This is a genomic window from Psychrobacter sp. UBA3483 (assembly GCF_002377905.1).
Taxonomy (GTDB): domain Bacteria; phylum Pseudomonadota; class Gammaproteobacteria; order Pseudomonadales; family Moraxellaceae; genus Psychrobacter.
Map to the genome: position 1 here is coordinate 84,283 of NZ_DFQS01000050.1, position 11,597 is coordinate 95,879.

Genomic DNA, 11,597 nt, shown 5'->3' on the forward strand with positions numbered 1-11,597 from the left:
ACAGATTTTAAGCATTTAAACCTGTTGTGGGATTTTATGAACGAATGATACAAAAGCTTAACGTCTGTCTAAATCATTAGCGTTAAAGCATGCGCGCGGCTAACACACTGCTTTCTATTTCAGACTTTCTCAGTTTATGATGCCGCGCGCTAAATATGCGTACCAAAATCCCTGCCGTCAAGAACATTACCAAGGTATAGATGGCTGGCATCATCGACATATCGTAGTTCGACAATAACGTCAACGCCATAAATATCGACAAAGTACTGTTTTGGAGGCCGACTTCTAGCGTGATTGACGTTCTTTGCGCCAAATTTAGACCGAACCATTTGCTACTATAATAACCAAGCGCCATGGTTGAAAGGTTCAATATTATCGACACAGGACCGGTCGCGATAAAGGCGTCGACGATGATATCGCGTTGCACATAGCCCAAAAACAGCACTAAAAATGTTAAAAACAGCACGCCAAAGCGAGACACATAGACTTGTGAGCGATCGGCGACGTTTGGCGCATAACGCTTAATCAGCATGCCGATACTAATAGGCACAATCGTTAGCAACACCAAAGTGAGCACCGTTTTTAATACTGGCAATTCAAACGTACTACCGCTGCCCATAAAATAAATCAATGAAAAGCTCAGTACAATCGGAATGGTCAAAACGGTGATAACGCTGGCAATCGCGGTCATCGTCACCGACAGTGCCACATCGCCTTTGGCCAAATAGGTAAATAAGTTTGAGGTGGTACCGCCCGGGCATAACACGAGCAGCATAACGCCAACGGCATACTCTGGGCGTAATGGCATGATATTGGCTAAAGCAAAGCCAATAATTGGCAGCAGTATCAACTGATTGGTCAAGCCAATACCGACGGCTTTGGGGTATTTTAGCACTCGTTTAAAATCATTGGTGACAAGAGTCAAGCCCATGCCCATCATAATTAAAAACAAGCAAATAGGAATAATAACTGAGTTTACTAAAGTAACTAGCGCCAAACTTTCCATACTAACATCCCTGTAAATGTGACCTACTACTAGATCAACTTGCCATGATTAGGTGACAACTACTGCTTAGCATTCCTTGCTAAGACTGGTGAGTAGCGGTCAACGCCTAACATTAACCAACATCACACGTTTTTATACTATTACTGCTATAGTTTTTATCAAAAAGCTTATGGCATCACTGGTTGATTATCGCTAAAAGTTAGCAGACTATAAATGAGCAAGCTTTAAAACCAGCAAACAATACAGCGAGTATATAGCGCAAATGTCATATATATTTGCTTTATTCAACGACTCATCAGTCAAGTGCAAAATGTGGGGATAGAGTAGAAATAGAAAAGGTTTGGCAGAAAATTCTAAAGAGTTACGGTTAAATGATGTCTAAGGTGTCGCGGCGTTATCAGAATTCTCACGACTATGGACGGCGGTACCATAAGCAATGGCTTCGACCATGCTGCCCAATTGATTGATGTTACTGACTTCAAAACGCACGCCATAGATATGATTATAGCCTTTCGCCTGCGCTTGGCTGCGCATACGTACTGCGGCTTCACGGCGCGCGCGATCGAGCAAGGTTTCATAAGTGGTTAGGTTTTTGCCAAAGATACTTAAAACGCGAGCAATGACCATTTTAAAATAATCTTGCGCAATCACCACGCTGCCCAAGACCAACTCACCCCCAGTATGAGGCGCAAGCTTAGGTACATAAAAACGCTCAGTCGAGACGATAATATGCCCAAGCTCTTTTTCAGCAACTTTTAAATGTGCTAAGTGCTGACGCTCATGCCGTGAGCCAAAGAACCAACCGACCACAAACAGTACCAGCAGCGGCGCGTAGTTGATGAGCATTTGGGTGAGAGAATTATTCATGAACCATCTCGAGCGTCAAAAAGCGTTGCTGCTTTTTTTGCTGATTAATTAACCAAAAGGATTGAAACGTGGCAAATCATCATCGGCGGCAGCTGGTTGTTGCGGCACAGCTTGGTTATGACTTTGCACATCCGTAGGACCAGAAGGATTGCTCGGCGGTTGATGAGATGACGGCGTAAAAATGGACTGCTGCGGCATGGGAACCGCTTTAACCGCTGTGCCATAGACAAACAGCTCAGAAGCGCCTTGGGCAATGCTCGAAGTCGAAAACCGTAAACCTACCACAGCATCAGCACCCAAAGCCTCTGCTTTGATGACCATACGATCGATGGCTTCTTGGCGTGATTCTTCTAACAGCTCAGTATAGGCCGTCAGCTCACCACCAACGATATTTTTTAGCCCAGCAAATAAGTCTTTGCCCACATGCTTTGAACGTACGGTACTGCCGTAGACGACATCTAAGCGCTCGGTAATCTGATAGTTAGGTAAGTGCTCAAGGTTAGAAAGTTGCACAGTCATGCTACAGCCTTATCGGTGACTTATAGGGGTTCAATGAATATGTATGGTTTCACTGAATAATAAACAATTAATATTTTTGAAAAAAACCATCCTAGTCATTGGTATGAAACAATAAAAACAGTTCGGTCAAATTGCCTTCGATGCTATTGGCCATTTGCGCCATTTTATCTTCATCAGCGCGCATTTCGGCAAGCTCAGGATCCTCATCATCGATGCCGCTTAGCACAATCATTGGTAAGGTTAAGACCGCCACATCTTCTGCCGTTTCTTCATCTTCAAACCAATCGCTGGCTTCATCGCCATACATCGCATCGACAAAACCAATCGACCAGGCAACGATATCGGACTCTTCTGAAAAATCGACCGCCACTTCCTCATTACCGGCATCTTCACCAAAAGGTAGCTCAATCGGCGTCTCGTTTTTTAGTTCAGCCATAATTGAGTCGCGCCAGCGCTGAATACCGTCAATCACATTTGCAGGAATGTCACTGACGTGACCTTCAAATAGCGCATCTAGCCAATTTGGCAATGGACGTCCGATAATAGTAGCCGTTAAAAAACCGTGGGTGGCAACACTATCCAGCACGAACTGGCTCTCATCATTGTCCAAATAGTCTAATAGTTCATCGAAACTGAGTGGGTTATTCATAGCATGGAGTCCTTGGCGGCTAGATTACGGCGTACGCCATACATGAGTATGGCAACATAAAAACAGTGGGAAATCTTAGGATAAAGAGACAAAAACACGAACGCGGTTGCAAGTTATATAAATAGCGCAAACGCTTTTATCCAACAGGCGGATTAAAAAAGAGCTGATTACAGCATAATTTTTAACAATTTAATATTATTAAAAATACCTGACAATCAGCTTAGCACAATATACTTAACATGATGATTGCTCATCTGTGTAATCAGTTAACAACTTTCGGCTAACAAGCAGCCATTATACCAACTTCGCCTGATGATCAAGCGGTAACCTTAAAACCAGAATAACGAATTAAATATCGTCATCATCCCAATCATCGCCATCTTCATCGAAATTATCAATGTCATCAAGATCGTCTTTGAGCTCTTTTTCTAGACGTTTTTCTTCTAGTAAGTTATCAATCAAACGGCGTTTTTCAAGGCTGCTTAAACGCGTGCGCACACTGGTTTCAGCCTCTTCCACCATCTTGGCGTCGTCATCATCGACAAAATCATCATCAAAATCGTCATCAATATCAGCGTCACTCATGACCAACTCCTATCATTTTTCGGCAAAGGTATTAAAAATACATAAATATATATATATGCCTTATAAAGTCTCTCCCCTGCGTTGTCAATCCTTTTTATCATTACGGCAACGTTATGCACAAAGCCAATAAGCGCCCAAGTCATTATCGTGCAGGCAATTGTAGAGATTCAATGACGTTTAAAGTGGTAAACTTACCCCTGCGCTTCTGTCTCTTCAATCATCAATACCGCATTACGTACATCAGCCAGACGCTGAATCATGGCATCGTTACCGCCATCGAATATCGCACATTCGCGCTCATAAACGGTGGTTGGGCGCATGACACTTTGGAGCTGCACATGATGATTGATTTGTTTAATGCCTGCATTTGGTAACAAAATAAGCATTTGCTCTTTTTTACCGACGCTCTCTAATAAATGACTCATCGCCTCAACTTGCGCATTGTCACTGACACCCGCTTTCGCCGGTAAAGCAAATCTAGACAGCTCGATATGCTTGTCGTGGATGATTTTATTCAGCATTAAATACAGCTTAGCGAGCATCACCCCTGCCAAGGCCACTTTGGCGTGGCTATTATCTGCCTTCAGCATCACATAAGCGCCGCTTTCGTCAAAGTTTGGCTCATTAATCGCGCTGACTCCAAGCAATAATGGTTGCTTGAGTAATTCGGTCACGGCTTGGTTCAATAACTGCGTACATAATGCCAAATAAGGCAGACGCTGCGACGGCGCTAAGCGCTCGAGCATATTGAACTCATCGTGAAAGACAATCTGGACGCTGACACTATCAAATGGACGGTTGGCAGACAGCCGAGCTATACCATTAGAACCGTTAGACTTATGGTTATCATCATTATTTGCATTGGCAGCGGTCACTTCGTCTTGCAGGTTGCCCGTGTCATCGTTACTGATATCGTGCTCAGTTGTGTTATGAGTCGCATCAAGCTCAGGATTTTGACCTTGCTGTCCTCTGACGTATTGATTGACTGCACTATGAATATCCAGTTTACGCGGTAGATCCAATTTATCAGTATTTGGATTGCGGCTGACAGCAGTCGCCGTGGCATCGGCTGCACTAGTGGATTCTGTTGACACACCTTCTGTGTCATCGCCACGCTCAAGGTTGCGTTCATAACCGCGCGCAAATTCGCGCTGATCGATCTGTCTGTACTGCTCGCGATGTAAATCTTGAATATCGCGGCTTAGGGCATTGATTTGCTCTTTGGTTGGGCGTGCAATATAACCATAAATCAGCCATAGTAATAAATGCAGCAGCATTGAGCCAATCACAAACGGCCACTGCATGGCGATAATCTCGCCCTTACTAATGTCTTTGAGGGTCAAGGCCACACTACCGATGACCGCGTCGCCTTTGGTCGCGATTTGGCTAATGGTGTCGCCTTGCTGCATCGGTGCATTACCGACTGGCACCAAGATGTCACCATTATTGTCTTTAATCAAAATGCGCGTGACGTCCTGCTCGCTGGTATAGCGATTGGCTATGACGCTGAGGCTGACGCGGTCTTTGTTTTCTAAAGATAAGCGCGCTTCATCGATGAGCTGAGCGACCATTTGCTCGCCCTTTTGGGCACGGCTATTGCTCAGCTGCTGATCGGTACTGATGACCAATAATAGGGTCTGCAAACAAAAACTAACCAGAAGAATAATGGCAAACAACCCTTGCCGCGGCGCTAAATACGTCATGATATGGTAAACTTTTTTGGATAAATGGAAGTAAAAAAACGAGGCCAAGGCTCATTTTCTACGAAGTATATGCAGCTTTTAATTTGTCTATCTTTTCTTCTTTGCTTAATGTGCTAGCGCCGCCACTCAATCGACAGTATTAGAACACATGGCAATTAAGCAATTAGCACTTAAACAGATGGCACTTAAACAAATGCTATGAGACCTTGCCATCGTACAGCAGATTTGTTGTGCAATTATGTTTGGCTCATACATTTATCGACAAATCGAGCGCTTATTTTCTCTACTATATCATCATAGTAAAGGTTATGGCGTTAGCGAATCGCATAAATTTACTGTAAGAATTTTCTTCTAAGCGGCGGCGCTTTTTAGGCATGCTGAGCATTTTTATCAGACTGTGAGACTTTGTACTTCATCTATAGGCGCTGCCTACTAAAGCTGCTATTATTCCCAATCTTACATCAGCATACAAGGGACAATTGAGCGATGCAAAAAAATACATCTTACTCGTTACCAAAAGACAGCAAAGCTTGGCAACAAGCGGTCGACTCTGTAGCCTCATTATTACCTGAGGGCACAAATCTGCAAGATTTTGATGCACTACAATCCTTGCCAGTGTTTGCCTTGATTGTGGTATTGCCGACTCATGTATCTTCGCTCGATATTCATCAATATGTGCAGTCTTGGGTCGATGAGCAGCCAAACTGGCACTTGGTCACTGTCGCAGAAGACGCTGACGCCAATTTTGTTGATGTTGAGATTGCTGATATAGACACCACGCAGCCATTTGCTAAGCGCTCGTTTATTGATGTGCAAGTGTTCCGCTATTTGCTAGTACCCGTCACCGATACTCTCATGCACCCTGCTAAAAAAACAGCAGCGGCACACATTATCGATGACCAATTGACCACGCGTCTACGTCATGACTTAGCCGAAGACTATAAAAACTCGCAAAGTGCAATGAGTAGCGACCATTTAGATGTTGTCGACTGTCATATCTTGTCGGTCGGTCATATGCTACGTACGCATAAGCTGGCCTGTTTTGATATGGACTCGACCTTGATTGAACAAGAAGTCATCGTTGAGCTGGCAAAAACTGCAGGGATTGGCGAGCAAGTTGCAGCCATTACCGAAGCGGCGATGCGCGGTGAAATGGATTTTGATGAATCTTTTGCACAGCGCGTGGCCTTATTAAAAGGCATATCGACCGATGTGCTTGATGATATTTGTAGCCGTTTAACCTTATCAACAGGCGCGCTGACCACAATCAGCGCCCTTAAAGTCTTGGGTTATCATACGGTCTTGGTCTCAGGCGGCTTTACCTATTTTGCCCGTTATATCGCTGAGCAATTGGGTATCGATGAAGTCCACGCCAATGCACTAGATATCGAAGATGGCGAAGTGACCGGTCATGTGCAACTGCCGATTATTAATGGCGCCAAAAAAGCAGCGATTGCTGAACATACCGCCGAGCGCTTGGGTATTGATATGTCGCAAGTGGTTTGCGTCGGCGATGGTGCCAATGATTTACCGATGATGGCGCTAGCGGATTTGGGCGTGGCGTTTAATGCCAAACCCATCGTTCAAGCGCGTGCGGACGCTGCTGTCAATGTTACAGGGCTTGAAGGCGTGCTTTATGCGCTTGGCTATCCAGCCTTTGCCCTCACTAAATAACGCTTAACCATTCTAAAAAATTAGCTAGGTTAAGGATTTGTCTTTAGCCTAGTTTTTATGGTTGAAGCTTTTTTACCCTATTCATCTTACTTTTATCTTGTTAAATAAAAAAGGACTGTCCATGACGGCATCACAATCACCGCGGCCAGATGCGCCGTCATCTTCCACTCCTCTAGATAATGCGTCTTTAACCCAAGAAAGCACCCCTATTTATAACGATAACCCAAAGCAGCTATTTGGCGTCTATGCCAAAGGCATTGCGATGGGGGCGGCGGACATTGTACCCGGTGTTTCTGGCGGTACGATTGCCCTAATTGCAGGTATTTACGAGCGCTTGATTAATGCTTTGAGTAGCGTCGGCCCTCATCTTTGGCAAATATTTCGTCAACAAGGCGGGCTTAAAGGCTTGGTCGCCGTATGGAAGCAAGTTGATGCCACTTTTTTAGTGTGCTTGTTACTTGGCATCGCCACCAGTTTCGCTACGTTAGCTGGATTTATTAAGTATCTACTCGACCATCAGCCTTTACTGATTTGGTCATTCTTTTTTGGTTTGGTGGTGGCAACGGTCTTTATCTTATTGACTGAGATCACGCGCTGGAATATAGGACGGATGGTATTGTTTTTGCTGGGGGCTGGTAGTGCCGTTGTCATTAGTAGCTTGCCCTTATTGACCACCGCGCCGAGTTTGCCTTATTTGTTTCTTGCAGGTGCGATTGCTATTTGTGCGATGATATTACCCGGTATCTCAGGCTCATTTATCCTATTATTAATGGGCGCTTATGACACCGTACTCGAAGCAGTGCATACGCTAAACTTTAGTATTATTTTTACCGTGATAGCTGGCATGGCAACGGGGTTATTACTATTTACCCGTATGCTCAAATGGTTGCTATCACGCTATTATCAAGCAACTCTTGCTTTGCTGACAGGCTTTATCGCAGGCTCACTGGTGAAAGTATGGCCATGGAAAACCGATGTACTCGGTACATTAAATAACGATGCTATCAATAACGTCATGCCATGGCAATATCCTACGGGTGCTCATTGGCTAACCACTTTAGGCTTGATGCTGTTAGGCGCTGTGTTGGTCACCGCTTTATCATGGTGGGGGCGCCGCGGCGTTCGTCCTTAAAGCCAAATCTACGTTAAAAATTATGTTAAGTCTCAAAAAGCGCCCACGATTGAGGCGCTTTTTTGTTGCTATTAACGGCGATATTTGCACGCAATTTTCTTAAAATTGTTTAAAAAAATCAAACGTCAGCTGTTGTCGCAAAGTCGTCGCTAGCCTCTTTAGCTTTAGGTCGCAAACTTCCATAATGACTCTGTTGGAATTCACCTGATAAAGAGCGAGATGAACAATGTTATTAACCATATTTTCTACTTTTGCCAGTGAGACATGGGGCGCAGGTGCCATATTGGGTACTGGACTGCTAATGGGTTTGGTGCTTGCGCTGGCTTTATCATCGCAGCGTTGGTTACTGTGGTATCTGTTTGGTGGCATGGCGTATTGGTTAGCGGTTGAAGCCATTCATAGCTTGTTAAGTTATTGGTCGTTACTATCAGAATGGCATAATTATGTGGTCGCTATGGGTATTAGCTGGTTACCTTTGATAGGTTGGGTACTCTATAGAGCTTTGCGTTACGAAGACGTCAGCCGCACTGTGCATCAGCAGCGCGAGCTACAAGCCGCTCGCTATATTGAACACACGCCTGTTTATGATGATGACTATCAACCGCGCTTTCACTAATTCGGTCATTCACTAAGCTTGCCCAATCATGCTGCTGTCATCGAATGTTACAAGATACTTAAGGCACTCTACGTAAATCCTAAAGAATGGAAACTTATCATCTATTCAATCGTTTATAATCTAATTATATATTTGTCATAAAAATTGTTATAAAGTACGCATTATTTTGCGTTTCATTTCTCATTCTTTAGGTTCTTTAGGAGTTCGATTATGTTTACTGTTCCTGTATTAGATATTAAGTCTGACCCATTAGATGTGTTATTGGCGATGATTGGTTATCGTTTATCGATGCTCGCTGATAGCGAAGATGAAGACGTCAAAGCGCTGTTTGCTGATCGTAAAGTCACTATCGAGCTTGCCAGCACTGACGCTGATATCGCGCGTTACTATAGCTTTGATAATGGTCAATTTAGTCAACACAGTGGTCATGCCAAAGCAGCAGATTTGACGATTAATTTTAAAGATTCAATGACTGGCGTTAAGCTATTGACGAAAGGCAGCCTTCCTGCCTTTATGACTGCCGTGCAAGAAGGCAACTTGAGCATTGAGGGCGACTATAGCCTAATGATGTGGTTCAATAAGCTTGCCAAACATATCGTGCCAGCGGTGCCAGAACAATGCAAACCTTACATCCAGCAAGCCAAACCTTATGCCTATAAAGCGCAGCAGTTGGCCAATCATTGGATCGGTGTTGCTAAGCATAAATTGGGTAAATAATTGCGTCACCTAATTAAGTAGCTGACTAACCTCTAATGAGCTACTTACCACTATTCTGATTTTATAAAAAGGTTGCGGTATACTATACGGCAACCTTTTTTATTGCCTAGATTTTATCGTTTTAACTTTAGCAAGGGCAAAACATCCAGGGTTATTTAATTGTTCTTCATTTAACTAATCGCTATTAATTTATCTAATACTTCTAAATACCGTTATAAAAGGATTTATCTCATGGCAGGATTGCTTAATATCTCAGAACCGAATGCCAATCACCATAGTCATAACCACACTGATACGACCCTTAATAATAAAAATGCGTCCCATGATTTTCTGGCAAGCTTAGCGACAGACGCGACTAAAAAGCGCGAGACAAAATACAACCGTGAACAAATCGCTCAGTTGTTTGACTTGCCATTGATGGATTTATTACTGCAAGCACAGACCATACACCGTCAACACTTTAGTGCCAATGAAGTACAAATCAGCACCTTACTGTCTATCAAGACTGGTAACTGTCCAGAAGATTGCGGTTACTGCTCGCAGTCTGGTCACCACCGCGATACCACTAAGCTACAAGCGGAAAAACGTATCGAGGTCGATAAGGTCATTGCCGCCGCCAAACGCGCCAAAGCCACAGGCTCATCGCGTTTTTGTATGGGTGCAGCGTGGAAACACCCAAGCGCCAAAGACATGCCTTATGTGGTCGAGCTGGTCAAAGAAGTCAAAGCATTGGGACTTGAGACCTGTATGACCCTCGGCATGCTTGATACCCAACAAGCGGCGCAATTGGCAGATGCAGGTCTTGATTATTACAATCATAATCTCGATACCTCAAGAAGTTACTACGAGCAAGTGGTCAGTACCCGCAGCTATGATGAGCGCTTAGATACCATTGCAAACGTACGCAATTCAGGTATTAACGTTTGTAGCGGCAACATCGTCGGCATGGGTGAAAGCCGTGATGATCGCATCGATTGGATCCATGAGCTACTGAAAATGCCCAAAGCGCCTGAATCTATTCCAGTCAATTTATTAGTGCCTATTCAAGGGACGCCGATTGGCGATAAAGTCTTAGCAGAAGGTCAGCTATCCGTTCTTGAATGGATACGGACGATTGCTGTGACGCGTATTTGCTGTCCAACCAGCTACGTACGCTTATCTGCTGGACGCGAAAGCTTGTCTGACGCTGAGCAAGCATTGGCATTTATGGCAGGGGCAAATTCATTCTTTTATGGTGATAAGCTTTTGACCACCGGCAATGCCAGCCAGTCAGGTGATGATAGACTGATGCGCGAGCTTGGGTTAATCAAGCAATTTGCCGCACCACGAGCCCCAAAGCAAGTAGCGGTGCTTGACGCCATGAGTGGTCATCAGTCGCAAGTTGTCTTAGCAGAGTAAATGCCATGCGTGCCACTACCATTATCGCGTCATCTGCGCTAAGCTTGCCGACATTATTAATTAAGAAACTGCGCACGACATTTAGCACAAAATATTAAAACGTAAGAGAGAAAACGATGGCAGATTATTTTAATTGGATTAAAGCGGCACACATTATCTCTATGGTGTGCTGGTTTGCGGCGATATTTTATCTGCCACGCCTATTCGTATATCATGCGATGAGCGAAGACAGTATCAGCCACGAGCGCTTTGCTATTATGGAGCGTAAGCTCTATCGCGGTATCATGACGCCATCGATGATAGCCACTTGGTTGTTTGGTCTATGGATGTTGGGGCTTGGTTGGGATGTTTATAAGACTCAGGGCTGGCTACACGTAAAACTACTATTGGTGGTCCTACTTTCTGGTTATCATGGCGCTTGCGGATTTTATCGTAAAAAGCTTATTGATAATCCGCATTATAAATCGCATAAATTTTGGCGCTGGTTTAATGAAGTTCCGGTATTTGCGTTAATTTTCATTGTCATTTTAGTGGTGGTAAAACCTTTTTAAAAACAGCGAACAGTAAAGCTTATTCATCTTAAAAGTATTTTTATCTTGAGTCTGAAATTCATAAAAAGGCGTCTGTTACTTATTAAAGTGACGGACGCTTTTTTTAAGTCTTGTTATCTCAAATCAACGCTATAGTCAAAATATCCTAAAACGCGACGGTATTGCTGATATCAATTTTTT

12 protein-coding genes are annotated in these 11,597 nt (G+C 43.9%); 6 read left to right on the plus strand and 6 right to left on the minus strand.

Annotated elements, in window-relative coordinates:
• Positions 1–82: 82 nt before the first annotated feature.
• From B2866_RS09315 to B2866_RS09340, 6 genes are all read right to left on the minus strand, one after another.
• Positions 83–1,006, minus strand: coding sequence for a bile acid:sodium symporter family protein (locus B2866_RS09315; protein ID WP_296193234.1), 924 nt, complete (start codon positions 1,004–1,006; stop codon positions 83–85).
• Positions 1,007–1,384: 378 nt separating this feature from the next.
• The gene (locus B2866_RS09320) at positions 1,385–1,873 is read right to left on the minus strand and encodes a YbjQ family protein (protein ID WP_296193237.1); all 489 of its coding nucleotides are present in this window, start codon (positions 1,871–1,873) and stop codon (positions 1,385–1,387) included.
• A gap of 48 nt (positions 1,874–1,921) precedes the next feature.
• A complete protein-coding gene (locus B2866_RS09325) occupies positions 1,922–2,386 on the minus strand; it encodes a YbjQ family protein (protein WP_409520842.1) in 465 nt (154 codons plus the stop codon).
• A gap of 97 nt (positions 2,387–2,483) precedes the next feature.
• Positions 2,484–3,041 (minus strand): UPF0149 family protein, encoded by a 558-nt coding sequence (locus B2866_RS09330; protein WP_198328712.1) that lies wholly within the window; start codon positions 3,039–3,041, stop codon positions 2,484–2,486.
• Between the two features lie 348 nt (positions 3,042–3,389).
• Positions 3,390–3,626, minus strand: coding sequence for a PA3496 family putative envelope integrity protein (locus B2866_RS09335; protein WP_068403618.1), 237 nt, complete (start codon positions 3,624–3,626; stop codon positions 3,390–3,392).
• A gap of 191 nt (positions 3,627–3,817) precedes the next feature.
• Positions 3,818–5,329 carry a hypothetical protein gene (locus B2866_RS09340; protein WP_296193249.1) on the minus strand — a complete coding sequence of 504 codons (1,512 nt, stop codon included), beginning with the start codon at positions 5,327–5,329 and terminating at the stop codon, positions 3,818–3,820.
• A gap of 486 nt (positions 5,330–5,815) precedes the next feature.
• Here B2866_RS09340 and serB point away from each other — a divergent pair, with 486 nt between their 5' ends.
• From serB to hemJ, 6 genes are all read left to right on the plus strand, one after another.
• Positions 5,816–7,003 (plus strand): phosphoserine phosphatase SerB, encoded by a 1,188-nt coding sequence (serB, locus tag B2866_RS09345; RefSeq protein WP_296193252.1) that lies wholly within the window; start codon positions 5,816–5,818, stop codon positions 7,001–7,003.
• Positions 7,004–7,124: 121 nt separating this feature from the next.
• Positions 7,125–8,135: a DUF368 domain-containing protein gene (locus tag B2866_RS09350; RefSeq protein WP_296193256.1), complete on the plus strand. Its 1,011-nt coding sequence runs from the start codon at positions 7,125–7,127 to the stop codon at positions 8,133–8,135.
• A 226-nt stretch (positions 8,136–8,361) separates the two neighbouring features.
• Positions 8,362–8,751 carry an AciT family ciprofloxacin tolerance protein gene (aciT, locus tag B2866_RS09355; RefSeq protein WP_296193258.1) on the plus strand — a complete coding sequence of 130 codons (390 nt, stop codon included), beginning with the start codon at positions 8,362–8,364 and terminating at the stop codon, positions 8,749–8,751.
• Between the two features lie 210 nt (positions 8,752–8,961).
• Complete coding sequence (locus B2866_RS09360) at positions 8,962–9,468, plus strand: hypothetical protein (protein ID WP_296193260.1); 507 nt, start codon at positions 8,962–8,964, stop codon at positions 9,466–9,468.
• A 231-nt stretch (positions 9,469–9,699) separates the two neighbouring features.
• The gene (gene bioB / locus B2866_RS09365; RefSeq protein ID WP_296193262.1) at positions 9,700–10,866 is read left to right on the plus strand and encodes a biotin synthase BioB; all 1,167 of its coding nucleotides are present in this window, start codon (positions 9,700–9,702) and stop codon (positions 10,864–10,866) included.
• A gap of 116 nt (positions 10,867–10,982) precedes the next feature.
• Positions 10,983–11,417: a protoporphyrinogen oxidase HemJ gene (hemJ, locus tag B2866_RS09370; RefSeq protein ID WP_296193264.1), complete on the plus strand. Its 435-nt coding sequence runs from the start codon at positions 10,983–10,985 to the stop codon at positions 11,415–11,417.
• Positions 11,418–11,597: the final 180 nt, after the last annotated feature.

Bases quoted from the DNA above. Each gene is read 5' to 3' on its own strand.
- B2866_RS09320 (WP_296193237.1), bottom strand. From the start codon at position 1,873: ATGAATAATTCTCTCACCCAAATGCTCATCAACTACGCGCCGCTGCTG.
- B2866_RS09330 (WP_198328712.1), bottom strand. From the start codon at position 3,041: ATGAATAACCCACTCAGTTTCGATGAACTATTAGACTATTTGGACAAT.
- aciT (WP_296193258.1), top strand. From the start codon at position 8,362: ATGTTATTAACCATATTTTCTACTTTTGCCAGTGAGACATGGGGCGCA.
- B2866_RS09350 (WP_296193256.1), top strand. From the start codon at position 7,125: ATGACGGCATCACAATCACCGCGGCCAGATGCGCCGTCATCTTCCACT.
- serB (WP_296193252.1), top strand. From the start codon at position 5,816: ATGCAAAAAAATACATCTTACTCGTTACCAAAAGACAGCAAAGCTTGG.
- B2866_RS09335 (WP_068403618.1), bottom strand. From the start codon at position 3,626: ATGAGTGACGCTGATATTGATGACGATTTTGATGATGATTTTGTCGAT.
- B2866_RS09340 (WP_296193249.1), bottom strand. From the start codon at position 5,329: ATGACGTATTTAGCGCCGCGGCAAGGGTTGTTTGCCATTATTCTTCTG.
- B2866_RS09360 (WP_296193260.1), top strand. From the start codon at position 8,962: ATGTTTACTGTTCCTGTATTAGATATTAAGTCTGACCCATTAGATGTG.
- bioB (WP_296193262.1), top strand. From the start codon at position 9,700: ATGGCAGGATTGCTTAATATCTCAGAACCGAATGCCAATCACCATAGT.
- B2866_RS09315 (WP_296193234.1), bottom strand. From the start codon at position 1,006: ATGGAAAGTTTGGCGCTAGTTACTTTAGTAAACTCAGTTATTATTCCT.
- hemJ (WP_296193264.1), top strand. From the start codon at position 10,983: ATGGCAGATTATTTTAATTGGATTAAAGCGGCACACATTATCTCTATG.